Source organism: Paenibacillus sp. GCM10027628 (genome assembly GCF_042676385.1).
GTDB lineage: Bacteria > Bacillota > Bacilli > Paenibacillales > NBRC-103111 > Paenibacillus_E.
This window is the reverse complement of sequence record NZ_JBHTHA010000040.1, coordinates 1-24,948: the sequence shown is the minus strand read 5'-3', so window position 1 is coordinate 24,948 and position 24,948 is coordinate 1. Positions and strand designations below refer to the sequence as shown.

At 49.4% G+C, this 24,948-nt stretch carries 23 protein-coding genes and 2 other annotated features; of the genes, 20 read left to right on the top strand and 3 right to left on the bottom strand.

Features of this window, described 5'->3' with window-relative positions:
- Position 1 precedes the first annotated feature (1 nt).
- Together ACFQZT_RS26250 and ACFQZT_RS26245 are read left to right on the top strand one after the other, a co-directional pair.
- Entirely contained in the window at positions 2-700 is a 699-nt protein-coding gene (locus ACFQZT_RS26250; RefSeq protein ID WP_379304777.1) for a response regulator, read from the top strand.
- 160 nt (positions 701-860) lie between these two features.
- Entirely contained in the window at positions 861-2,714 is a 1,854-nt protein-coding gene (locus tag ACFQZT_RS26245) for an APC family permease (RefSeq protein WP_379304824.1), read from the top strand.
- A gap of 26 nt (positions 2,715-2,740) precedes the next feature.
- On the opposite strand, the gene ACFQZT_RS26240 is transcribed toward ACFQZT_RS26245, so the two are convergent.
- Complete coding sequence (locus ACFQZT_RS26240; RefSeq protein ID WP_379304775.1) at positions 2,741-3,685, bottom strand: ATP-dependent DNA ligase; 945 nt, start codon at positions 3,683-3,685, stop codon at positions 2,741-2,743.
- Positions 3,686-3,795: 110 nt separating this feature from the next.
- Complete coding sequence (gene ku / locus ACFQZT_RS26235) at positions 3,796-4,677, bottom strand: non-homologous end joining protein Ku (RefSeq protein ID WP_379304773.1); 882 nt, start codon at positions 4,675-4,677, stop codon at positions 3,796-3,798.
- A 155-nt stretch (positions 4,678-4,832) separates the two neighbouring features.
- On the opposite strand from ku, the gene ACFQZT_RS26230 reads away from it, so the two are divergent.
- The 9 genes from ACFQZT_RS26230 to glpX all read left to right on the top strand — a co-directional run bounded on the left by ACFQZT_RS26230 (position 4,833) and on the right by glpX (position 15,090).
- Entirely contained in the window at positions 4,833-5,018 is a 186-nt protein-coding gene (locus ACFQZT_RS26230; protein WP_379304771.1) for a hypothetical protein, read from the top strand.
- Positions 5,019-5,046: 28 nt separating this feature from the next.
- Positions 5,047-5,229 carry an H-type small acid-soluble spore protein gene (locus tag ACFQZT_RS26225; protein ID WP_379304769.1) on the top strand — a complete coding sequence of 61 codons (183 nt, stop codon included), beginning with the start codon at positions 5,047-5,049 and terminating at the stop codon, positions 5,227-5,229.
- Between the two features lie 142 nt (positions 5,230-5,371).
- The gene (gene tsaE / locus ACFQZT_RS26220; RefSeq protein ID WP_379304822.1) at positions 5,372-5,854 is read left to right on the top strand and encodes a tRNA (adenosine(37)-N6)-threonylcarbamoyltransferase complex ATPase subunit type 1 TsaE; all 483 of its coding nucleotides are present in this window, start codon (positions 5,372-5,374) and stop codon (positions 5,852-5,854) included.
- Entirely contained in the window at positions 5,851-6,678 is an 828-nt protein-coding gene (gene tsaB, locus ACFQZT_RS26215; RefSeq protein WP_379304767.1) for a tRNA (adenosine(37)-N6)-threonylcarbamoyltransferase complex dimerization subunit type 1 TsaB, read from the top strand. The genes tsaE and tsaB overlap by 4 nt, the downstream gene beginning before the upstream one ends.
- 2 nt (positions 6,679-6,680) lie before the next feature.
- Entirely contained in the window at positions 6,681-7,193 is a 513-nt protein-coding gene (gene rimI, locus ACFQZT_RS26210; RefSeq protein WP_379304765.1) for a ribosomal protein S18-alanine N-acetyltransferase, read from the top strand.
- Positions 7,194-7,245: 52 nt separating this feature from the next.
- Complete coding sequence (tsaD, locus tag ACFQZT_RS26205) at positions 7,246-8,277, top strand: tRNA (adenosine(37)-N6)-threonylcarbamoyltransferase complex transferase subunit TsaD (RefSeq protein WP_379304820.1); 1,032 nt, start codon at positions 7,246-7,248, stop codon at positions 8,275-8,277.
- Between the two features lie 83 nt (positions 8,278-8,360).
- Positions 8,361-8,612: a binding site (T-box leader), on the top strand.
- Between the two features lie 73 nt (positions 8,613-8,685).
- Positions 8,686-8,946: a binding site (T-box leader), on the top strand.
- Between the two features lie 644 nt (positions 8,947-9,590).
- Positions 9,591-11,156, top strand: coding sequence for a 2-isopropylmalate synthase (locus ACFQZT_RS26200; protein WP_460872411.1), 1,566 nt, complete (start codon positions 9,591-9,593; stop codon positions 11,154-11,156).
- 350 nt (positions 11,157-11,506) lie between these two features.
- Entirely contained in the window at positions 11,507-14,053 is a 2,547-nt protein-coding gene (locus ACFQZT_RS26195) for a hypothetical protein (RefSeq protein ID WP_379304763.1), read from the top strand.
- Between the two features lie 68 nt (positions 14,054-14,121).
- Positions 14,122-15,090 carry a class II fructose-bisphosphatase gene (gene glpX / locus ACFQZT_RS26190; RefSeq protein WP_379304816.1) on the top strand — a complete coding sequence of 323 codons (969 nt, stop codon included), beginning with the start codon at positions 14,122-14,124 and terminating at the stop codon, positions 15,088-15,090.
- Between the two features lie 85 nt (positions 15,091-15,175).
- Here the strand turns inward: glpX and abc-f are convergent, their stop codons facing one another.
- Positions 15,176-17,155, bottom strand: a complete 1,980-nt coding sequence (gene abc-f / locus ACFQZT_RS26185) for a ribosomal protection-like ABC-F family protein (RefSeq protein ID WP_379304761.1) — start codon at positions 17,153-17,155, stop codon at positions 15,176-15,178.
- 249 nt (positions 17,156-17,404) lie between these two features.
- On the opposite strand from abc-f, the gene ACFQZT_RS26180 reads away from it, so the two are divergent.
- The 9 genes from ACFQZT_RS26180 to groL all read left to right on the top strand — a co-directional run bounded on the left by ACFQZT_RS26180 (position 17,405) and on the right by groL (position 24,789).
- Positions 17,405-18,100 carry an endonuclease/exonuclease/phosphatase family protein gene (locus ACFQZT_RS26180; protein WP_379304759.1) on the top strand — a complete coding sequence of 232 codons (696 nt, stop codon included), beginning with the start codon at positions 17,405-17,407 and terminating at the stop codon, positions 18,098-18,100.
- Positions 18,101-18,164: 64 nt separating this feature from the next.
- Complete coding sequence (locus ACFQZT_RS26175; protein ID WP_379304758.1) at positions 18,165-18,797, top strand: 5-formyltetrahydrofolate cyclo-ligase; 633 nt, start codon at positions 18,165-18,167, stop codon at positions 18,795-18,797.
- 6 nt (positions 18,798-18,803) lie between these two features.
- Positions 18,804-19,301: a cyclic pyranopterin monophosphate synthase MoaC gene (moaC, locus tag ACFQZT_RS26170; protein ID WP_379304756.1), complete on the top strand. Its 498-nt coding sequence runs from the start codon at positions 18,804-18,806 to the stop codon at positions 19,299-19,301.
- Positions 19,302-19,355: 54 nt separating this feature from the next.
- Positions 19,356-19,850: a molybdopterin adenylyltransferase gene (gene mog / locus ACFQZT_RS26165; protein ID WP_379304754.1), complete on the top strand. Its 495-nt coding sequence runs from the start codon at positions 19,356-19,358 to the stop codon at positions 19,848-19,850.
- Positions 19,847-20,857 carry a molybdopterin-binding protein gene (locus ACFQZT_RS26160; protein ID WP_379304752.1) on the top strand — a complete coding sequence of 337 codons (1,011 nt, stop codon included), beginning with the start codon at positions 19,847-19,849 and terminating at the stop codon, positions 20,855-20,857. Before mog ends, ACFQZT_RS26160 begins: the two co-directional genes overlap by 4 nt.
- Positions 20,858-21,074: 217 nt before the next feature.
- Positions 21,075-21,419, top strand: a complete 345-nt coding sequence (locus ACFQZT_RS26155) for a twin-arginine translocase TatA/TatE family subunit (protein WP_379304750.1) — start codon at positions 21,075-21,077, stop codon at positions 21,417-21,419.
- Positions 21,420-21,785: 366 nt separating this feature from the next.
- Positions 21,786-22,544: a twin-arginine translocase subunit TatC gene (tatC, locus tag ACFQZT_RS26150; RefSeq protein ID WP_379304748.1), complete on the top strand. Its 759-nt coding sequence runs from the start codon at positions 21,786-21,788 to the stop codon at positions 22,542-22,544.
- Between the two features lie 238 nt (positions 22,545-22,782).
- Positions 22,783-23,064, top strand: coding sequence for a co-chaperone GroES (gene groES, locus ACFQZT_RS26145; protein WP_379304747.1), 282 nt, complete (start codon positions 22,783-22,785; stop codon positions 23,062-23,064).
- 96 nt (positions 23,065-23,160) lie between these two features.
- On the top strand, positions 23,161-24,789 hold the full coding sequence (gene groL, locus ACFQZT_RS26140) for a chaperonin GroEL (protein ID WP_379304745.1): 1,629 nt from the start codon (positions 23,161-23,163) through the stop codon (positions 24,787-24,789).
- The last annotated feature ends 159 nt before the right edge of the window (positions 24,790-24,948 follow it).

Here is a 24,948-nt window from a genome sequence, read left to right as displayed (position 1 = left end):
CATGACAACACCGAATGGAGCTCGCATTTTAATCATCGATGATGAGCCTCAGATCCGTAAGCTGCTGAAAGTTACCTTACAAGCCCATCATTTCGAAATCACTGAATCTTCAAACGGGGAAGATGGCATATATCAAGCGAGTATGACTCATCCTGACCTCATCGTATTGGATCTCGGATTACCTGATATTTCCGGCATGGAAGTTTTGGAGCGGATTCGGGAATGGTCGCGGATACCGATTATCGTGCTTACAGCCAAAGATCGGGAAGAAGATAAAATTGTAGCATTGGATAGCGGGGCCGACGACTATGTGACCAAACCTTTCAGCATGGGAGAACTGGTTGCAAGAATTCGCGTTGCGCTTCGGCATGTTGCGAAATCTGCAAATGAACCGATACTTCAATTTGGAAAACTAGTGGTCGATTTGGCACAGCGGCTTGTAGAACTTGATGGTCATCGGGTGAAGCTAACCCCGACGGAATACGATCTATTAAAAATACTCGCCTCTAATGCCGGCAAGGTTGTCACACAACGGCAGTTGCTTCAACAAGTCTGGGGCGGGCATCACCATGAATCGGATAGTCATTACTTGCGGATCTATATTGGTCATTTGCGAAAGAAATTAGAGGAGGATCCGACTAGACCCAAATTTATCGAAACGGAGCCTGGGATTGGCTACAGGTTTCTAATGCAAGAGTAAGCTGATGTAGCTATAAGTATCTGCTTAATGTGTATGTAAACCATTTAAACTGAAGAAAATATATGTAATTAAACAATGAGAACGGAAGGAAGTGACCTTTTTGCATTATCATATCTCTCGTGTCGTAGAAGTCATTTTTATCGTCCTTGCTGTCCTTGCAATGTGGTATGCATTTTCGAATTTTACCAACTTTAAACGGATATTTATTGGTCGGCCTATGCGTACGAAAGAGCTTCATGCTCAACATACCAAGATTTTTTGGATACTAGCTCTCCCAATCCTCTCTGCCGATCTGTATTCATCGGTCGCCTATGGTCCTGAATCAGGGATTACAGAATTAATAGGTCTGGGTCCTTCTGCAATGTGGTTTATATTGCCTATTACTGCATCTACGGTTATTCTCTTGGGGATCCTCATTGTATCGTATATTATGGGTGTCATTGCTTACCCTAGCGGTGGCGGAGCCTATGCGATAGCTAAGGATAATTTTAAAACTTCATACCCTTCTTTGATTGCGTCCAGCTCGTTGCTTGTTGATTACGTGCTTACAGTTGCCGTGTCCGTATCCGCGGCCGTAGAGGCTGTTTCTTCTGCTTACGAAGCAATCGCCCCTTACGAAACCGTTCTGGCCATATTCTGCGTCTTCTTGCTTGTACTTGTCAATTTAAGAGGAGTTGCAGAGTCGGCTGTTGTTTTCGCCTGGCCTACTTTTTTGTTTATGGCATGCATGCTTTTATTAATCGCCACTGGCTTTATTGACGAAACGAGTCATGGATTTATTCAAAACACAACGCCGCCCATAGGAACATTTCCTCAAGGCTTGACCACTTTGCTGCTATTGAAGGCATTTAGTTCAGCATGTTCAGCTTTAACGGGTATAGAAACGATCTCCAATGCGGTTCCTATCTTCAGAGAGCCCCGGCAAAAGAGCGCCATAAAAACGTATATCGCTCTTGGAGTTATAACAGGTATTACCTTGTTAGGTTTTGCTTACCATCTTTATGTTAGAGGTATTTCGGTCGATCCCAAAAATACAATGCTGTCCCAATTAGCAGAAGCTTACTTTGGTCACGGGATACTTTATCAAATTATTATTTGGTCAACATTTATAGTATTAATATTAGCGGCAAATTCCACCTTCACAGGATTCCCGCAGTTATCTGCGATTGTAGCCTCTGATGGGTTCCTTCCTAGAGCACTCACAAACCGTGGTGATCGGTTAGGCTATTCCAATGGAATTCTGCTATTAGCTGGTTTAGCCATTCTGCTGATTTTTGCTTTTCATGCGCAAACAAACGCCCTGATCCCACTGTATGCGATTGGTGTCTTTCTTTCATTTACCGTTGCGCAAATTGGCTTATTACGTCTTTGGAATCGAAAGAAAGGTCCGAAGTGGCGCTTGAAATATATAATAAATCTAATTGGCGCCATCATCACGGCAATCGTTGCTGCAATTTTTGCGGTTACTAAATTTATTGACGGTGCGTGGGTTGTCCTCATTGTGCTACCCATTCTGATCCTATTCTCCATATTGATTAAAAAACATTATAATCGAATTGCTGATGAATTAAGGATTGACCCTAGAGAGACACGTCCGGATGAACATCGGATCATCTCCGTAGTACTCGTTTCCGGTGTGCATCGGGTTGTGAACAATACATTGTCTTTTGCAAAAAGTTTAGGCACAGAGGTCATCGCTGTATATATTGGGTTCGATGATGTATCAATCGAGAATATGGAGAAGAAATGGGACGAATGGGGAAATCCTTGTCGGTTAGTTGTGCTTAGGAGTCCGTATCGCTCTATTCTGGAACCCCTATCAAGATTTATACAATTAATCGAAAAATCAGAAGGCGGGAGGCCTGACCATATTCATATCGTCATGCCGCAGTTTATCCCCAGAAGATGGTGGCACAATATTTTGCATAACCAAAATGCGTTTCTTCTTCGTACGTGGCTTTTCAGGCATAAGGATGTGATCATTACGACGGTACCTTACCACCTCCGTGATTGAATCTTTCAATTGACGATGGGTACATATTAATTTTGATGTATTTTGCAATCTTTAATATTGATATCCATAAAAGACTGAATACTCGGGTGTCTTAGCGTCTTGTTTGGTGTCCATTCCAAAAAATTAACTTTAACAACTAACCGGGGTTCTATCCAAACGGATTCCTTTTCTCTTTCGGGTTCATTAATAAAAGGTCGCTCTTTAGTCTGTATGCCCTGGACGATCTCCGTTACATGCTGCCAATCTTTATGTGAGAGTTTGCCAGTACCTGCATGACCAATGTACCAGAGTTGGTCTAGATCATCGTATAAACCCAATAAAAGAGAGTTAACTACTTTATCTCGGTAGGTAACTCCGCCTACAACTGCAAATAGGTCTTTAAATATTTTTTTCTTTTGCCAACGTTTATCTTTGCCGTTTATTAAGTAACTACTGTTTAGGTCTTTTATAATAATTCCTTCTAGCTCATGCTGCATCACTACTTTAAAGAGTGCTTGAATATCCGGATGGTTAGTCACTAATTGAACTTGTTGATTAGGCTTAATGATTTCTTGTAGTATATTTTGTCTTTCTCTAAGATTTAGGTCAGTCAGCCAGCTTCCATTTAAATAAAGGATATCAAATACCATATATGTTATCGGAACCTGATGCATCACTTGAGTAACCTTGCTTATTTTTCTAACACTGTCACGTCTCATTATTTCGTAAAAAGAGGGCTTCCCTTGAGACAGCGCAATAATCTCACCATCTAATATTACAGAATTTGCTGAGCAGAAAAGTCGTGGATTTGTTAACTCTGGATATTGTAAAGTTCTATCATTTCGTCTTCGATTAATTAGCTTGGTCATATTACCATCAAAGTATAATAACATTCTTACTCCATCCCATTTGATTTGGCTAGTCAAATGATTGCCTAAAGGTAATTCTTCTGTACTGATTGGCTCAAATGGGACTATCGGTTCAAAATCCAATCGTTAACCCCCCCATAAATTGTTTGTTGAAACAGTATAGATTAACCCGGATTCAACTTTGAAAAACAGCGCTAAATCCTTGGCTGGCAAGGTTCAGCGCTGTTTGCGTTTCACGAGACGGGTTCTTGCACCTTCTCTTTCTTAGCTCTGGATCTCGGTTTCTTGACTTCTTTTACACTTGTGTCCGGGTCTAGTGTCATCTTGCCAGCTTCAACTGTGCCCGCGGGTTTCGTAGCATCAAGACTTGCCTGCAGCGCGGCCATCAGATCGATGACGCTTGTTTTTTGCACTTCCGGCGCGGTTTGCACTTCTTCTCCGGCCACTTTATGCTCGATAGCTTCCATCAAGCGGCCTCGGTACTCATCTTTATATTTTTCCGGTTCAAAAGGGGTGGATAGTTGGTTGATCAGCATCTTGGCCATTTCAAGCTCCCGTTCATTCACATTGATTTGCTCGGGAAGATTGGGTACTTGGCTGATCGGGCGGATTTCATCCGGATAGAAAATCGTTTCCATCGCAAGGCAATTATCGATAACGCGAATAGCCGCCAGCGAGCTTTTGGAGCGAATCGATACTTTGGAGATCCCGATTTTGCCCGACTGTTTCATCGATTCTAGCAATAAACTATAGGCGCCGGCTCCCGTTTCCCCAGGTGCAAGGTAATACGTTTTTTGAAAATAAACCGGATCGATATCCGTCAAATTGACGAAATCCAAAATTTTAATTTCTTTATTCGCTTCCCCGGATATGGACTCCAGCTCATCTTTTTCAAAAAGCACGTACCGTCCCGGTTCATATTCATAACCTCGGGCAATTTCTTCCCACTCTACTTCCTTCTCGCAAGTATTGCATTTTCGCACATAAGCTAGAGGCGTAATACAAGCCTTGTGAATATAACGCATAGAAATATCTTTGTCTTCTGTCGCAGAAAACATTTTAACCGGCACATGAACAAGTCCGAAGCTGATTGCGCCTTTCCAGACGGTATGCATCCGTAATCCCTCCCCAGCGGGCAAATAAATATCACATGACTAGTATTCTCTTGATGCGATTCCTTTATACGGCAATGATTTGAGAGAATTCTTTATGAAGAGAGAGGGCATCTTAAAGTTGTTGATCTGACTACAAACTAAGGAGGGATTCTCGGATGGCGCAAGATCCGAATGCGGCCCAAGATACGAATCATCAAGGGCAAGAAGATTATTTCATGGATATTGACCGAATGATTAACGAGGGCTTGGGAGGCGGAAACGTCACTATGCACAATGGATTGATCGATTCCTCGACCACGGATACGATGGATCATCCGGAATCTGTTATCGACGAGCCATAGAAAAGGCTAAGTGAAAGGAGATTGGGATATGAACATTCATCGAGCCCAAGAGATCATAGCTGCGGATGAAAAAATTAACGTGGAATTGAACGGCTTGCCTGTTTGGATCGACAGTGTTGATGCCGCGAAAGAGGTAGCTAAAGTTCACGCTGAACAAAATCCGGCTGATGCCCGGACCGTAGCCGTGCGGGAGTTGGAAGAAGTTCATTAATGGAACCATGCGAAAGAAGCTTGCTCCGTTGTTAGGGAGTGGGCTTCTTTTGTCATGTGGAGGCGGTCTATGTTGCTAAGGCAGGTTTACGAGGACTATAATAGGAGCAGCATGCGCAATCGAAAGAAAGGGATGAGGAAAGCTGACTCAGTCCGAATATAGATACAAATCCTCTCATGAGGAAGAGACGGAACAACTAGGAAAGCTGCTGGCTGCCTATTTGATGCCGGGAGCGGTTATTACGCTGGATGGCGATTTAGGGGCGGGCAAAACCCGATTTTCACAAGGCTTCGCAAGAGCCATGGGTGTCACGGAAATTGTAAATTCCCCAACGTTTACCATTGTGAAAGAATATGAGGGAGCCGAGCTTCCTTTTTACCATATGGATATGTACCGCATTTCACAAGCGGAGGCCGATGATCTGGGGCTGGAAGATTATTTTTACGGCTCAGGTGTAACGTTGATTGAGTGGTCAAGCTTGATTGAAGACCTGTTGCCTCCTGAGAGGCTATCGATCACCATCGCCCATCACGGCGAGCAGAACAGAGTATTTCACTTGATTCCGCACGGGGCACCGTATACGGACTGGTGCGTACAGATGAAGGAGAACGGACATTTACAATGACAGATTCGACAAATATTCACAGAGGACGACTCCTGGCTATCGATACGTCCACATCGTCACTGACTGTAGCTGTGCTGGGCAACGGCCAATTAATCGGAGAACTGAGTTCCCATGCCGAAAGAAATCATTCCATCGGGCTGCTTCCCCATATCCAAAAACTGCTTGCCGATCTGGAACTGAGGCCCAGAGATTTGGATGCCGTTGCGGTAGGTCAGGGTCCCGGTTCCTACACGGGAGTCCGCATTGGCGTATCTGTGGCCAAAACATTTGCCTGGTCGCTAGGTCTGGATCTGATCGGCGTCTCAAGCCTGGAAGCAATGGCACTCGGCGGAAGCAACAAGGATAAAGAGGTAGAAGCAAACAAGGCTGCTGTGAGATGGGTCATTCCGCTTATGGATGCGCGTAGAAAACAGGCTTTCACAGCGGTTTATGAAGATCGTGGCGAAATATGGCGAACCATTATGCCAGATGGCATACGGGTCATGGAACCATGGACGGAGCAGCTTCTGGCCCTAGCGACCCATGATGAGCTACGGCAAGACACTGCGGGGATAAGCGGGCTCGATGCGCCCGAAAGGATTGTTTTTGTCGGTGAAACGGAAGGTTTCTCCGAACAGATCGCTGGTTTCGCGCAGCAATGGAATGGAGCAGTAAGTACGCTGCCCTATCGAATTGAGGCTCAATATGTAGGTCAGTTGGCGTATCCGCGCTTGGCCATAGGAGAGAAGGCGGAAGTTCATACCTTCGTTCCGAATTACACGCAGCTTCCCGAAGCGGAAGTGAATCTGCTGGCGAAAGAGAAACAGCTTAAAGGGGAGAGATAAACATGGAGCAGCATCAACCGCATATCATTCCGGAATCGTCATTGGTGTTCCGTTCCATGCGCTTGGAGGACATTCCCTTTATTTGTGAAATTGAACAGGAAGCATTCACGACGCCTTGGACGGAAGGCGCTTTTCAGAATGAATTAACGAACAATCAATTTGCCCATTATATGATTATGGATATCGAGGGCGAAGTCGCCGGTTATGGCGGAATGTGGCTGATTATGGAAGAAGCGCATGTAACCAATGTAGCGGTCCGCAATACCTATAGAGGTCGCAAACTCGGAGAGCGTCTGCTTCGGGAATTGATGCGGACAGCTTCGTTTCTCGGAGCCATTCGCATGACGCTGGAAGTCCGCGCCTCGAATTATGTCGCCCAAAATTTGTACGAAAAGCTAGGTTTCCGCTCGGTAGGTGTTCGTAGAGGATACTACACCGATAACCGCGAGGACGCCATTGTTATGTGGGCGGATCTGCCCAAGTCCAAGAGAAGAAGGGATAGTCTCGAAGACTGAGACCGTAGAACAGGTGAAGAAGTTGACATCGCAAACGCAAAATAGAGAACAGATGATGCACGAAGAGAATCAAAAACCCGTTTACATTATGGCGATCGAAACAAGCTGTGACGAGACCTCCGTGTCCATTGTGGAAAACGGCAAGGTCATACGCTCGAATGTTGTGTCGAGCCAAATCGAAACACACCAACGCTACGGCGGTGTAGTGCCGGAAGTCGCTTCCCGCAAACATGTGGAGTCGATCACATGGATGCTGCAGGAAGCGGTCGAAGAAGCGGGAGTGGCGCTGAGCGACCTCTCCGCCATCGCTGTAACGCAGGGACCCGGACTTGTCGGGTCTCTCCTTGTTGGCGTAGTCGCCGGCAAAGCCTTGGCCTGCGCCATGGAACTGCCCCTGATCGGCGTCCATCACATCGCCGGTCACATCTATGCGAACCAGCTCGTGCATGAGCTGGAATATCCTTTGATCGCTCTGGTAGTGTCCGGCGGACACACGGAGCTGATCCATATGGAAGGGCCCGGCCAATTCCGCATTATTGGCCGGACACGCGACGATGCCGCAGGCGAAGCCTACGACAAAGTCGCCAGAGCGATGGGTCTGCCGTACCCCGGCGGACCGCATGTCGATCGGCTGGCCCAGGAAGCCGATCACGAAATCACGATGCCGCGAGCTTGGCTCGAAGCGGACTCCTACGACTTCAGCTTTAGCGGATTGAAATCCGCGGTGCTGAACGTCGTCAACCAATCGAAGATGCGCGGCGAAGCCGTACAAACCGCGCAAATCGCCAAAGGCTTCCAAGAATCCGTCATCGACGTTCTTGTGGAGAAAGCCGCCCGTGCCGTGCGAGAGTTCGGCGCGAAGCAGCTTCTGCTCGCCGGCGGCGTAGCGGCTAACAAAGGGCTGCGCAGTCGGCTCGCGGAGCGCTGCGAGCAGCTGGGCGTGCCGCTGCTCGTGCCGCCGCTCAGCTTGTGCACGGACAATGCAGCGATGATTGCCGCAGCTGCCTTCCTCAAGTGGGACAAGCAGGAGTTTGACTCGCTGGATCTGAAAGCAGAACCGCTGCTGAAGCTCGAAGAGTGGTAATTACCGGCAGCTCCAAAAAATAAATTTTCAGATAACTGTATTGACTTCGCCAAAACTGCATATTATAATCACAATCAATACTTTCAAACGCAACGAACGGGATTAGTAAGGATGAACAGTTTCGCTCAGAGAGCTGCGCGGTTGGTGAGAGCGCAGACGAAACGACGCCTGAACTCGCCCGGGAGCGGTAAGACTGATAAGGATGCCAAGGATCCAGCAGCCAAGTAGGTCTTGACGGTTGACCCCCGTGATCGGGTACATGAGTGGTTCTGAGCGTATGAGCTCGGATCAATTAGAGTGGTACCGCGGAAGGCTACAAGCCTGTCGTCTCTTTTTACAGAGATGGCAGGCTTTTTTGGTTGGTCTGCAAACAAGGGAAACTTGAACCGACAAGAACAAAAAACATATACAAACGCGATGAACAAGAGTAGTAGGGGATTACGTAGGCGGTACAGAAAGCTGCGGGATGATGCGACGCAGTCCGTGAACGCCCCGAACTCGCTTGGAAGCGGTCGTCCTGATCAGCTATTGCCGGCTGTTAGGGACGAACGGATGACCTCCGTGATCAGGTGACATAGGACAGCAGTTGTTTTATGTCTGAGGTGGGCTCCCATTTATGGAGCCAACAAGAGTGGTACCGCGCCGTGGTGAAGACCCGTCGTCTCTTAAGTAGAGATGGCGGGTTTTTTGTTTTAAAGAAAAGTAGGCAAGATGCTGATTGGTGGGTAAACGACGATTTAGGAAACTGATATCCGTGTATGCTGGCTGATGATTCGCAAGGGAGACCGTTGACAGTCTCTCCACAGTCCGTCGCCAGATCGTAGACAGTCTGTCAGTGCACCAGTTCATCGCCAGACCGTCGACATTCCGTCAGTGCACCAGCATTCCGCCACCAAACAGCCTCAGAGAACAATTGTCGCTAATAGAGACCGTCGAGACGCTAAAAGGGGGGCGATTTCCCGTCTAGGGATGATTAGAGACCAAATGACCATATGTAAAGAACATGGTTCTCTAATTATAGACTTTTGTTCGTTCGAGACCTGTTTGGACCATTCCGCCATTCCAATAGCGTCCCAACGGTGCGTTATTAGCGACTTTATTCTCTATACTCAGCTGAAGGTGAATACTTTCAAGCTACAAGAAGGTGATTTTGCTTGGTTCCGCAGCCGTCTTGAAATCAAAGTCCTGCTGAGATAGCAATCCAGATGAATCAACCTACATTCTTTTCGCGTACCAACATCAATATCATTTAAAATGCAAATAAAATGGCGTAGCCTTAGAAGGCTCGCCCCAATTCGAGGAGGAAGAAACACATGGAAAACAACAATATGAGACGCATCCGCATTTTTGATACGACGCTGAGAGATGGCGAACAGGCGCCAGGCGCATCCCTTTATCCCGAAGAGAAAATCCGCATCGCCAGACAACTGGCCATGATGGGGGTCGATACGATTGAACCGGGCTTCCCGATCTCAAGTCCCGGCGATTTTCAAGCCGTTCAGCAAATTTCGCGTGAACTGCAGACGGTTGAAATTTGCGGCTTCGCCCGCGCCGTCAAGGCCGACATTGACGCTGCGGTGAAAGCGACGAATGACGCAGCGCAGCGCCGCATCCACATGTTCCTCTCGTCCTCGGACATTCACCTGGATTTCCAGCTGCGCAAATCCCGCCAGCAGGTCGTCGAGATGGCCCGCTCCATGGTCGCGTATGCGAAGCAATTCGTCGACCGCATTGAATTCTCGCCGATGGATGCGACGCGTACGGGAGACGAATTCCTGTTTGAAGTGCTTGAAGCCGTCATCGCAGAAGGCGCGACGATTTTGAACATTCCGGACACGGTAGGCTATGCGCTTCCGGAAGAATACGGCGCCATGTTCCGCAGAGTGAGACAGAGCGTCAGAGGCGGAGATACGGTTGAGTACAGCGCGCACTGCCACAACGATCTTGGCCTTGCGGTAGCGAACAGTTTGGCCGCCATCGCGGCAGGCGTCACTCATGTCGAAGTAACCGTGAATGGCGTCGGAGAACGTGCCGGCAACTGCTCGCTGGAAGAGCTGGTGATGGCGATTGAAACGCGCAAACAAACGATGGGCGTAGAAACGGGTATCGTCACAAGCGAAGTTTTTAATACCTCCAAAATGGTCAGCCGCATCATGGGCTTCCCAATTGCCTACAACAAGCCGATCGTCGGCCGCAATGCCTTCCAGCATGAGGCGGGCATCCACCAAGACGGATTGTTGAAGAACCGGAACACCTACGAAATCATGGATCCCGAGAAGCTGGGCATCCCACGGTCTATGATCATTCTTGGTAAACATTCCGGGCGCCATGCACTTAAACATCGAGTCGGCCAATTCGGCGTCGATCTGACGACGGAAGAGCTGGAAACTCTGTACACGCGCTTTAAAGAAAAAGCGGATGAGCAGAAAATCGTAACGGACGACCAGCTGATGGAACTGGTTGGCTCAACGGTTGAAGGGCAAATGGAAGCTTTCACGCTGAACCATGTGCAAGTCGTCAGCAGCAGTGACCGCAGCCGTGTCGCTTCCGTCTCGGTTCGCAATAACCGGACGGGCGAAGAGAATGTATACTCCGGAACCGGGGAAGGCCCGATCGAAGCCATCGTTCAGAGCCTTCGACAAGCGATGCCGATGGATGTGGAGTTTTCCGACCTGGAGCTGCATTCGTTATCCACAGGCGAAAAAGCGACCGGTGAGGCGGAAGTTACCGTTTCGGTAGGCGGTCAGCTTTATAAAAATACGGGGATCGATCAAGACGTCCTGATCGCCGTTGCGAAGGCATTCGTATCAGCTTGCAACCAAGCGGTTCGCATGCAAAGCAATCCGGTGCCTCAAGTCGAAGCGTCTTCAGCTTCTTAACGAAATTGTAAGAAAACTTAGATATATACACACCATGTGTGCAAAGTTATTCACAGCACCTGTGTATAATGTGCATAACTATAGCAAACTCAATGCTATCAAGGGTTTTAAAATGACCAGGAAAAGAATAACTTTTTCACAGATTTTTGTGGATAATGTGGATAAAAATGTGGAAAAGGGAAAAAACACTGATAGAGAGGCAGATTATGCCTCTCTTTTTATGTGGATAACGATGTGGATAAGTGAATAAGTAAAAAAACGATCTCCACAAATTTTCGGAACAATCCGTCAGTGGATAGGTTTCCCATTGGATGAAAATGCTATAAGCAAAAACATCGGGGGAACATTCGATGAGTTTACGAAAGCTCGCAATTTCTGTGGGTATCTTATTGTTTTGCATAGAGTTGTCCACAAGCTCACTCGGAGCATCTGGCCAGCAGACATCCGCTCTTGTGAGTAAAGGAACAGGGATTTCTTCGGATCGTGCCGCCACAGAGGTCAGACATGTCGCGGTTATCTCCATACCGGCGTTGTCCTTTTTGGAGCTGCAACCAAGCCGACTGGCTTCACTGCCTAATTTGCGCCATCTAACGGAACAAGGTGCTGTCGGAGCCATGAATATTCGGACAACGAACCGATCCATGCGGGATGTATATGTGACCATAGGAGCGGGCACAACTGCGGTAGGTGTGGGAAAAGTACAGGCCTATTTAGCTAAAGAACGCCTTAATGAAGTTAAGGCCGGTGAACTGATGTCCAGATACACGGGATACCGGGGACGAAGTGCAGATATCGCGACAGGAAGCAGCTTCTTGCTCATTCCAGACATCGCTATTCTGCAAAGTGCGAACCGGAAGCAGCGGGTTGATACCCTGCCGGGTACGCTGGGAGATTTGTTAAAAGAACATCGGATTCAGCGGAATGTTTGGGGCAGCAGTGACCTGGGGATGACGAATCTAGACCATACGGACGAGAAAAGATTGCGCCGATATGGTGCGCAGATGCTAATGGATTCTCAAGGTGTTGTGGATAACGGGGCAGTGGGAGCCCTTACGAATACGGAAACTGTGGATAGACCATTTGGAGTAAGAACAAATTATACACAGCTGCTGGCTTTATGGGAAAAAGGGTTTAGCGACGCCGCATTGCCAAGCGGTCAGGAACCAACAGCGGGTCAACCGGAAAAGCCGAGAAGCATCTCGCTTATTGAACTGGGAGATTTGTATAGGCTGTATGCAGATAAAGAACATTATCAACCAACCCGGTTTAAAGCGCTTGAAAATCAGATCTTGAGCGAAATGGATGAGTGGTTAGGTCTCGTGGCAGCACGCATGACGTCAGATAAATGCTTATGGGTCTTTTCACCGGAAGTTCATGTGAATGCGGCTAAAGCGAAAGCTTACTTGTCACCAACCATTCGCTATACAGCCGGTGGCAAAGGGGGCTTATTATATTCGGAATCTACCCGCAGACAAGGCGTTCTTACGGTACAGGATTTCACGGCTAGCTTGTTAAACGAATTTCATATTCCGGCCAAAAGCGGTATGGTTGGACTGCCTGTTACATCGTTACCTGTCGAACATGCCTTGAGGACGCTGCTTTATGATGAAGTCAATATGCAAACGATCTACCGGCTTAGACCGCAATTACTATATCCCTTCGTTACTTTTGAGATGATTGTTCTGCTTGTAAGTCTTCTGTTTGTTGTATTGGTTAAAAAGAAAGCGGCCGGCCAACATGGCTTTCTCGCCGGAACTGCTGCCCGTTGTGGAATCTATTGGCGGCGGAGCGTTCGCACACTGCTTCTGTCTTTATTAACAGCGCCTGTCATTATGCTGTTGTTAGGAGGGCTGGTGGCGCCCTTAACAGCAAATTGGGGAATCCAAGCAGCAATCATCGGTCTGGTTACTTTGTTTGTGATAGGGACGTTGTTATCGTCTTTCATGTTGGAAAAGTGCCGGCTGTCCTCGGCCATGGTTTGGCTGGGCTGCGGAACGGCGGGGATCATCGCGGTAGATGGCTGCACCGGAGCCCACGCGATGAAATATTCTGCGCTGGGCTACGATCCGATGATCGGCGCTCGCTACTATGGCATCGGCAACGAGTACATGGGCGTCCTGATCGGCGCCCTCGTCCTCGGCGTGACGGCGGCCTTGCAGCGCCGTCTGGACCGGGAGCCCGCGCTGCGCGGCGGGCTCGATGACACGGCTCCGCGCTCGCTCGCGGAGCTGGAAACCGCCGCGGCGGCCGAGGCTCCGCCGTCGGCCGCCAAGCCCTCGCGCGCCGCTGCGCTCGCGGCGTGCGCGGCGTTCTTGCTCGTGACGGCGTGCCTGGCGGCACCGTCACTCGGCGCGAACGCAGGCGGCGCGCTCAGCGCCGCCATCGCCTTCGGCGTAGCCGGCGCGCGCTGCTTCGCCGGCGGCCGATGGCGCGAGCTGCGCCTGAGCAGGGGCATCCCCCTGCTGGCAGCGCTGCTCGCGCTGGGCCTTTTGGCGCTGTGGCTGCTCAACAGCGCCGATTCTCCCGCGGCGGCTGCGCGGGAGAGCCACGTCGGGCGCGCGTTTCACGCGCTGCGCGAAGGGCGGTTCGATCAGATCGGACATCTGATCGAGCGCAAGCTGCGGATGAACGTGCACCTGCTTCGCGCATCCGTCTGGAGCAAAATCCTCATCACGAGCCTGTTCGTGATGTCCGTGCTCGTGCTTCGCCCCAGCGGGCGGCTGCGCTTGTGGCAGCACCAATACCCGTACTGGATGTACGGGTTCTCGGCCAACATGATCGGAGCCATCGCAGCGCTGCTGCTCAATGACTCCGGCATTGTAGCGGCGGCGACGCTCATCATTTACGTCGCCGTACCGATGCTGCTCCTGCGGCTGCAGGAGCTTGAGGCCTCTTAACAAACGATATTGTCCTTCGCTGCTTTTGATGTTATTCTCAGGGTAGTTATTCTAAGGAGGGGTTTTATATCGAGAGAGAACTTGCATTAGAAATCGTCAGAGTCACAGAGCTTGCCGCACTGGGAGCTGCAAAATGGATGGGCAGAGGCGATAAGAATAGTGCGGACGGGGCCGCTACATCGGCCATGAGAGCGATGTTCGATTCAGTGTCAATCAAAGGTACGGTCGTTATCGGAGAAGGTGAGATGGACGAGGCTCCTATGTTATATATTGGGGAACAGGTAGGTAATGGGGATGGGCCGGAAGTGGACATTGCCGTTGATCCCTTGGAAGGAACCGAGCTGGTAGCTAAAGGAATCAATAACGCACTCGCTGTAGTCGCGGTAGCCAGCAAAGGAAATCTGTTACATGCTCCGGATATCTATATGGAGAAATTGGCTTGCGGGCCGCAATTAAAAGGACGTCTTCGTTTATCTGAGCCTTTGGAGACTACACTGATGAAGGCTGCGCAAATATTAAATAAATCGATTTCGGAGTTAACGGTTTCGATTTTGGCTCGGGAAAGACATGCCGCTCATATGGAAACGCTGCGAAGCGTCGGCGTTCGCATTAAGCAGATTAGCGACGGCGACGTTGCCGGAGCGATGGCGCCGGCCTTCCCGGAGTCAGGCGTTGATCTCTATGTAGGTTCCGGCGGCGCGCCGGAGGGTGTGCTTGCCGCAGCGGCATTATCTTGCCTCGGCGGTGAAATTCAGGGAAGATTAATGCCTTCTTCTCCGGAAGAAGAGGAGCGCTGCCGCCAAATGGGGCTGCAGGACCCGTTAAAAATATTATCCATGGAAGAAATGGTTGGGGACGGCGATGTCATTTTTGCGGCAACCGGCATCACGCCTGGTGATTTTTTAGGCGGGGTACTTTATTTACCTGGACATCGTGCCGAAACGTACTCGATCGTCATGCGAGCAAAAACAAAAACAATTCGCTACATCCGAACTAGTCACTTCTTGCCTAGTAAGCCATTTCTCGATACGATTTAATCCCTCATTGGCAAACGCACAAAAAAGCTTGGCGGAACTTCCGCCAAGCTTTTATTTGATTTCCGGGAGTAAAATCTGCCGGAGCTTAAGCCAGCAGCGTCTCCCATTCCTCGTAACAAGCTGCGAGCTCGCTTTTCTTCTGCTCAACTGCCGTGCTTTTCGTCTGAACAAGCATGTAGTCATTGTAGACAGCGGGATCGGCAAGCTCCGCCTCCAGCGCGGACACCTCGTCCTCCAGACGGGCGATATCCTGCTCAAGCTGTTCAATTTTGCGCTGACGGTTGCGCTCTTCGCGCTTCGCCAGCTTATCCGCTTCATAGCTGCCGGTTCCGCCGGCTTGTTCGCTTTTCGCTCCACTGCTTCCTGCGGGGCTGCCGGTCACAGCGCCACCGCCGCTGCCGGCCTTTTTCTCAGCTTCTTTAGCGAGTCGCTTCGTTTCCATCTCCGCCAGCTCGGCTTTTTTCTCCACATAGTCGTCGTAGTTTCCTAAGTAACTAGTAATGCCATCAGGGCGCAGTTCCAGCATGCTTTCCGCCATCTTATTAAGGAAGTAACGGTCATGCGAGATGAAGAGCAGCGTGCCTTCATAATCCATCAGCGCGGACTCCAGCACTTCTTTGCTGTACAAATCGAGATGGTTCGTCGGCTCGTCGAGAATAAGGACATTGGCTTTTTGCAGCATCAGCTTGGCCAAGGCAACTCGCGCTTTTTCACCGCCGCTTAGGGCGGCTACTTTCTTAAATACGTCTTCGCCGCTAAACAAGAAGTTGCCAAGTACGGTTCGAATGCGCGCTTCCTCCAGATGAGGATAGGTGTTCCACACTTCTTCCAGTACGGTGTTCGACGGGTTCAAGCCTGTTTGCTCCTGATCGTAGTAGCCGATCGTCACATTCGCTCCCCATTTGAAACTGCCGGCATCTTGCTGGTGCTGACCGATCAACGTTTTGAGCAGCGTCGACTTGCCGACCCCATTCGGTCCGATCAACGCAGCCGTCTCGGAACGGCGAAGCCCAAAGGAAACACGCTCCAACAGTCGCTTTTTACCATCATAGGAAAGCGCCAAACCATCGACCTGGAGCACTTCTTTCCCGGAAGACTGCTCAACTTCAAAAGAAAATGAAGCCCGTTTTAAATCCCCAAGCGGTTTATCGAGCCGATCTATTTTCTCAAGCTGCTTGCGGCGGCTTTGCGCTCTTTTTGTCGTTGAGGCACGCACGATGTTGCGCTGTACAAAATCCTCCAGCTTCGCAATCTCTTCTTGCTGTTTCTCGTACTGCTTCATTTCGATCTCGTAGTTAGCCTCTTTGAGCTCAATGAAACGCGAATAGTTGCCGGTGTAACGTTTAGAGGCGTTGCGTTCAATTTCATAAATGGAAGTCACCAACGCGTCAAGGAAATAACGGTCATGGGACACGACCAGAATTGCGCCCGGATAACCGCGCAAATAGCCTTCAAGCCAGGTTAGCGTAGGAATATCCAGATGGTTGGTCGGCTCATCGAGCATCAACAGATCCGGCTCTTCCAGCAGCATTTTGGCTAGCGCGAGTCTGGTCTTTTGTCCGCCGCTTAATGTTTGAACCGGAGTCTCCGGCGGGAATTGGCCGAAACCCATTCCATGCAGAATGCCGCGTATTTTGGCTTCGATTTCGTAGCCGCCTTGCTCACGGAACCACTCCGACTTTTGCGCGTAGCGGTTCATCGTCACTTCGTATTTTTTCTCGTCCTCGGCGAGCTTCGGATCGGCCATTTGGGCTTCAAGCTCGCGAAGCTCTTTTTCCGTATCGAGCAGTGATGTGAACACGCCTAACAGCTCGTTCCAAATGGACTTGTCCGTATGCAGCCCGCTATTTTGCCTCAAGTATCCGATTTTCGTTTCCTTCGCTTTGAAAATATCGCCGCTATCATAGGACATCTCGCCCGCAATGATTTGCAGCAATGTCGATTTGCCCGCGCCGTTCACACCAACGAGGCCGATGCGTTCCCTGTTTTCGATTTGTAACGTTATATTGGAGAGAATGGAGCGAACTCCATAGCTTTTTGAAAGATTAGAAACCTGCAATAGCATTGACCTGCTACCTCCTGCTTAGTAATGAAAAAACTGAAAAATCCCATCAATTCACTAGTATACACCATGCGCGCGGGCATCGTATGCTTAAATTTACTGGAATAGGAACGGATGGGGGGTTCGAGGATCATGTTGCTGCGTCCTTCTTTTAAATTACTTCTAATAAGTATACTGATGGTTTGCTGTTTGGTCTCGTCATCCCTTGGGATTGCTCTCCCTTTAAGCCCTGCCGTACAGGACGCGACGGTTATGCCCGAATCCTTCGCCATTATGACGTTTAATATTCACCACGGTGAAGGTTTAGATGGTAAAGTAAATCTATATCGGATTGCCGAGTTCTTGAAGAAACAGCACGCCGACGTTATCGCCCTGCAAGAAGTAGACCGTTACCGGCTGCGAAGCGGTTATGTGGATCAAGCCCTGGAACTTGCTCAGCTGCTTGGGATGCACGTCTGTTTCTCCGCTAGTTTATCCTATTCGGTTGGACAATACGGCAACGCGATTCTGAGTCGTTATCCGATCGTGAATAGTGCCAGGACCCTTCTACCTGGTGATAAAGAACGCCGGAGTGTGCTCACGGCAACTTTGCATGTCGGCTCCGAGGACATTCATATTGCTGATACCCATTTAGGACTATCAACCGAAGATCGTACGGTTCAAATGAAGCAGATTTCAGAAATACTCGCTCCGATTCAGGGACCGCTTATTATAGCAGGCGATTTTAATACGGATAAGGACCCTTCTTCCCTATCGTCCCAGCTGAGACAAATTTCAACGCTTCCTTTACTACATGGATTGACTTCTACTTTTCATAGTGGCGCAGTCATCGATCATATCTGTACCAATTTGCAAAATCCTCAGCCGGCATGGACGATACAGACCGCAGTTTCTGACCATTTTCCTGTAATGGCGCGCTTTCTGGTGGGGGCAGCGGTGCGAGTATAGTTTTTTTCCTTGTTTATGTTAAAATGGGGGAAACCACTCCTCGTTAGGGAAGGGCTGAGCATCTATGAACATCCGAGAGCTGAAAATCGAGTTGCGCAAGGAGATGGAAGCCAGACGCGCCTCCTTATCGCCTGACGAACGTAACCATAAACAGCAGAGCATACATGAACGAATGGTCAAGCTTAGCACGGAGCGGCTGCTTGAGGGTACGCATGTGCAAATTCCTCATGGGCGGTCGGTGCTGACATATATGCCTATTCGATCGGAACCCGACGTTGCGCCGTTCATGGAATGGTGCTGGCAGGAAGGAATCCGCGTTTTGCTGCCGAAAGTTGTATCTGAAACGAAAACGATGGATTTGCATATCGTAAACAGCTACGAAGATCTGGAAAAAGGCGCCTATGGTATTCGAGAGCCTCGAACGGATAGACCCGTAGAGCTCGATTTATCGCAAATCTCGATGATTATCGTACCCGGGCTTGCCTTTGACATGGATTTCGGGAGGCTTGGGTATGGCGGCGGATTTTATGACCGGTTCATGCAATTGTTTGCCGCACGTGGGCTGAAGAGACCTTTATCGGTTGCGGCCGCTTTTGATCTGCAATTAATCCCTGAGGTGCCTTCATCCTGGCATGATTTTCGGGTGGACGGTTTGATCACGGAGAGTAAAATGATTTTTAAAACGGAGATATCCTAGAGAGAGGTGAGTGCGCTGAACGATTCCCCCCAATTGACCCATTTCAATGAGCAGGGACGAGCACGGATGGTGGACATTTCGGAGAAAACAGAGACGAAGCGCACGGCGACCGCTCGCTCTATATTGATTATGAATAACGAGACCCTTGATCTCATCAAGCAGGGGAAAATGAAAAAAGGCGACGTGCTCGCCGTGGCTCAAGTGGCCGGCATTATGGCCGCCAAGAAAACGTCCGACTGGATTCCCATGTGCCATCCGATTGCGCTGACAGGTATTGATATTCAGTTTAGCGATAATGGGATAAATGAATTATACATAGAAGCAACAGTTCGAACGACGGGACTGACAGGCGTTGAAATGGAGGCTTTAACAGCCGTATCCGCAGCGGCCTTAACCGTTTATGACATGTGCAAGGCCGTCCAAAAGGATATGGTCATCAGTTCTACGATGTTAATGACCAAGACCGGCGGGAAGAACGGGGATTTTCAAAGAATTGAATCATAGAAGATCATTTGTAAGAGGAGTTATCTCATTCAATACAAGGGAGAGGTGACAGGGATGCGCTGGAAAGTTGCGATTTTGACCGCCAGTGACCGCGGTTACCGGGGAGAAAGAGAAGATACGAGCGCTCAGGTAATCCGCGAACTGGTTGAAGAGGAAATTCAAGGCGAGATCATCGAATATCGGGTCGTACCGGATGAGATGGACGAAATTATGGCTTCCTTAATTGAAATGACCGATTACTATCAAGCAGACTTAATCTTGACCACTGGCGGAACGGGACTTGCTCCTAGAGATGTGACGCCGGAGGCTACGCTTAACGTGGTCGATCGTGTGGCGCCGGGTTTCGCTGAGGCGATGCGTATGATCTCCATGCAAAAAACGCCAAAAGCGATGCTTTCGCGCGCCGTGTCCGGAATTCGCGGACGTACGTTAATTATCAATCTGCCTGGCAGTCCGAAAGGTGTTCAGGAGAATTTGATGGCGATTATCGACCAGTTGCCGCATGCTCTCGGTATTCTTACGGGCAAAGAAGGGGATCATGGCCCATGAAACCTGAATCGATGCTGCGTGAGGTCAAAGTCGAAGATGCGATTGGCATGATACTCCCGCATGATCTGACACAAATCTTGCCAGGCGAGTTCAAAGGCCGGCTATTCCGCAAAGGTCACCAGGTTACGGAAGCCGATATTCCTGCTCTGCTAAGCATCGGCAAAGAGCACATCTATGTGATGGAGCTGCAGGATGGCTATCTGCATGAGGATGAGGCCGCGCTGCGTATGGCGCAAGCTGTAAAAGGCGATCATGTGGTGCTCACTGAGCCCCATGAAGGCAAAGTGAACGTGAAGTCGGCCATTCACGGGCTGGTCAAGATTGATCGGACGTTCGTTGACCGCGTGAATGCGTTGGATCAGATCGTGATGTCGACGGTCCGTACGAATGCTGTCGTTGCTCCCGGCGCGCCGCTTGTCGGAACCCGCGTGATTCCGTTGATCGTCGAGGAAGCGAAGATCGCGGAGGTGGAGCGCATAGCAGATGAGCTTCGGGCTGAAGGGACGGCTTTAGTCGAAGTGAAGCCGTTTCGGAAGCTTCGCGTCGGAGTCATTACGACGGGCAGCGAGGTGTTTAAGGGCCGAATCAAAGACAAATTCGGCCCTGTCGTGAAGGAGAAAATCGCGCAGCTTGGCTCCGAGGTCGTTGACCAGCGCTTCGTGTCGGATGACGCCGAAGCGATTGTTCGTGAAATCCACGCGATGCAGGAGCTGGGCGTGGATTTGATCTTGGTCACGGGCGGCATGTCCGTGGACCCGGACGACCGCACGCCGGGCGCGATCAAGCAGGCCGGCGCCCGCGTGGTCAGCTACGGCACGCCGATGCTGCCGGGCTCGATGCTGATGATCGCCTACCTGGGCGATGTGCCGATCATGGGCTTGCCGGGTTGCGTGATGCACGACCCGTACACGTCTTTCGATGTGCTGCTCCCGCGCATCTGCGCAGGGGAAGAGATTGTTCGCAGCGACATTACGGAGATGGGGTACGGCGGATTTTATCAGTGTTAACCGCTATTTGACTATGCTCAGGCAGCTAACTGACAAGCTTTTATGAAAATTTTGACTCTTTGACGAATTTCGGCAACTTTTCCCGGGAAATAATTCGCGAAATTCAATTAACGTGCTAAATGAAGCCGAAATACGCCGATTATTCTGTGTTTCTGCAATTGTTGTAATCAATTCGACGGCAGGTTTTCCCGTTACAAACCAATGGAGATGAATACCCATGCTTCAAAATATCGGCTTCAGCGAGATTTTATTGATAGGCATAGTGGCCCTGCTGCTGTTTGGGCCGCAAAAACTGCCCGAACTCGGTCGTGCGCTGGGGCGCACGATCAACGAGTTCAAAAAAGGCACGCGCGAGCTGCTGAGCGACGCGCAACTTACCCCGCCGGCGGCTGATGCGCCGGCGAACCCGACACCGCCTGCGCAGAGCGCGGCGGCGCCCGTTGCTTCGCCCGCTGCGGAGCAGGCGGGCGTGAGCCCTGCAGGGGCTGCTGCGGCTGAGGAGCCGGCCGCCCCTGCAACGGCACATGCGCCGCTTAGCAACCCGCGGCGCCTGCCAGATTAGTTCAAGTTATGAAGGAGTACCATGCTTATGGCGTCGAGCGTGTAAACTAGGCTTGATCTCATATTACATGGAAATACTCCATCTAATCTTGCTTCTGCCTAGTGTATTTTGTTATTTACATGGAATAACTCCCGTTAATTTAACTATTTCGGGGGATTAAAAAGGAAATGTTTTAAAATAACAGGAAGAATTCCTGTTATATTGGATTATGCAGGTGCATGCAGTCTAATTAGATGTAATTTTTCCTGTTAATTTCGGGATCGCATCTTTTATGCACCAGGAGAGACTTTGAGCTCCGCTCAAAGATCCCAGAAGAGGAGAGACTTTGAGCTCCGCTCAAAGATCCCTATATTAGGTTGGTGAAACATGACAACAAACGATGAAATGTCGCTCGTAGAGCATTTGGGTGAGCTCCGCAAGCGAATCATGTGGATTTTGATCGTCTTGGTCATTGGCATGGTGGGCGGCCTCGTCATAGCCAAACCCCTTATCCGCTATTTGAAAAACATTCCCCCCGCCAACGGCATCGGCTGGAATGTCTTTTCGCCATGGGACGCGCTGCGGCTGTATATGAACTTTGGCTTGGCCGTGGCAATCCTCATCTCATTGCCGGTCGCGCTTTATCATATTTGGGCTTTCGTCAAGCCGGGATTACGCGAAGTCGAACAAAAAGCCTCAATTATTTATATCCCGGCAGCTTTCCTTTTGTTTTTGCTTGGGATCGCTTTCGGCTATTTTGTCGTATTTCCGATGGCCTTTTACTTTACTTCATCCATAAGCAAAAGCCTCGATATTACGGAACTGTATGGGGCAGCGCAATATTTTTCTTTTATGTTCAACATCATTCTCCCTTTAGCGATCGTTTTCGAGCTGCCGATGGTCGTGATGTTTTTGACGAAAATCCGCCTCCTAAACCCGAAGCGATTGCATAAATTCAGAAGATACGCTTATATGCTGATGGTTATTTTGGCTACAGTGATTACGCCGCCGGATGCGATTTCAGCGATTCTGGTGTCGGTTCCGCTCATTATTTTATATGAGTTTAGCGTCTTTTTGTCCGGATTTATTTATCGCAAGCAATTGTTGAAAGATGCCGAATGGGAACGGGAATATGGTCCTAAGTGAGAAATCAAGAAAAACAGTCTGCAAGTAGTGCAGGCTGTTTTCTTTTTAGAGAGCGGAATATTTGCTTTTCATTTGGGTAGAATGAGGGGGGTGCCCAAAAGATTGAAAAATGTGTAAAAGGACTTGCAAAATAGTCTCGATTTGATTATCATAAGAATTGTTGTTAGCACTAAAGACGTTTGAGTGCTAAAAGTGCAACATACACACCATTACCAATTTCTAAAGGAGGCTATTTTCCATGATCAGACCGTTAGGTGATCGCGTAGTCATTGAAGCCATTGCGAAAGAGGAGACAACTGCGAGCGGCATCGTGCTGCCAGATTCAGCTAAAGAAAAACCGCAAGAAGGTAAAGTATTAGCTGTTGGCGCAGGTGCTATTAAAGACGGAGTACGCGTTCCGCTGGAAGTTAAAGAAGGCGACCGCATCATTTTCTCCAAATACGCTGGAACTGAAGTGAAGTACGAAGGACGCGAACTGTTGATCTTGCGCGAAAGCGATATTCTCGCTGTATTAGCCTAATTTAGCAGGCCCATAGATCGGTTCGAACGTATACTTAGCTTTTCCGTTTTGTTACTTAGTATGTACATTTAATCATTTAGAGGAGGTTTCCTTATCATGGCAAAAGATATTAAGTTCAGTGAAGACGCACGCCGCGCGATGCTTCGCGGGGTAGATGCTTTGGCGAATGCCGTTAAAGTAACCCTTGGTCCTAAAGGCCGCAACGTAGTTCTTGAGAAAAAATTCGGCAGCCCGTTGATCACTAATGACGGTGTTACGATCGCAAAAGAAATCGAGCTTGAAGACGCATTCGAAAACATGGGTGCTCAACTGGTTAAAGAAGTTGCTACTAAAACTAACGATGTTGCCGGTGACGGTACAACAACTGCAACGGTTCTGGCTCAAGCGATTATCCGCGAAGGTCTGAAAAACGTAACTGCAGGCGCTAACCCAATGGTTATCCGCAAAGGTATCGACAAAGCGGTTAAAGCAGCTGTTGAAGAGCTGAAAGTTATCGCTAAGCCAATCGAAGGCAAACAATCCATCGCACAAGTAGCTTCTATCTCTGCTGCTGACGATGAAGTTGGCCAACTGATTGCTGAAGCTATGGAAAAAGTGGGCAACGACGGTGTTATCACTGTTGAAGAATCCAAAGGTTTCGCGACTGAGCTCGAAGTTGTAGAAGGTATGCAATTCGACCGCGGTTACACTTCTCCTTACATGATCACTGACACGGATAAAATGGAAGCTGTCCTCGACAACCCATACATCCTGATCACTGACAAAAAAATCTCGAACATCCAAGAAATCTTGCCTGTTCTTGAAAAAGTGGTTCAATCCGGTAAACAACTTCTTATCATCGCTGAAGATGTTGAAGGTGAAGCACAAGCAACACTGGTTGTGAACAAACTTCGCGGTACATTCACTTGCGTAGCTGTTAAAGCTCCTGGCTTCGGCGACCGTCGTAAAGCTATGCTGGGCGACATTGCTGCTCTGACTGGCGGCCAAGTGATCACTGAAGAGCTTGGATTGGATCTGAAATCCACAACTCCTGATCAACTGGGTAGCGCGCGTCAAGTTCGCGTAACCAAAGAAAACACAATCATCGTGGATGGCGCTGGCGACAAAAAAGACATCGGCGCACGCATCACGCAAATCCGTTCCCAACTGGAAGAAACAACTTCCGATTTCGATAAAGAAAAACTGCAAGAGCGTTTGGCTAAACTTGCTGGCGGCGTAGCTGTTATCAAAGTTGGCGCAGCGACTGAAACTGAGCTCAAAGAGCGCAAACTGCGCATCGAAGATGCTTTGAACGCAACTCGCGCAGCAGTTGAAGAAGGTATCGTTTCTGGTGGTGGTACAGCCCTCGTGAACGTGTTCAACGCTGTAGCTAAGGTTTCTGCTGTAGGCGACGAGCAAACAGGCGTAAACATCATCCTGCGCGCTCTGGAAGAGCCGGTTCGCACAATCGCAGCTAACGCTGGTCAAGAAGGCTCCGTTATCGTTGAGCGCTTGAAAGGCGAAAAAGTCGGCATCGGCTACAACGCAGCTTCCGGCGAATGGGTAAACATGTTCGACGCAGGTATCGTTGACCCTGCCAAAGTAACTCGCTCCGCACTGCAAAACGCAGCTTCCGTAGCGGCTATGTTCCTGACAACCGAGGCTGTCATCGCTGATAAGCCTGAAAAAGATAAACCAGGCATGCCTGACATGGGCGGCATGGGCGGTATGGGTGGAATGATGTAATCGAATCATTTCTCGAAGAAATTTGAGGATGAGCGACCGCGGTTTAGCGGTAATTCTGTCCCAACGAAGAAAGACCTCCATCATTTGATGGGGGTCTCTTTGTGTGCGCCACGCATGGTGATTAACTAGGCGGTGAAAGTCCGCTGTGGGGGTTTGTAG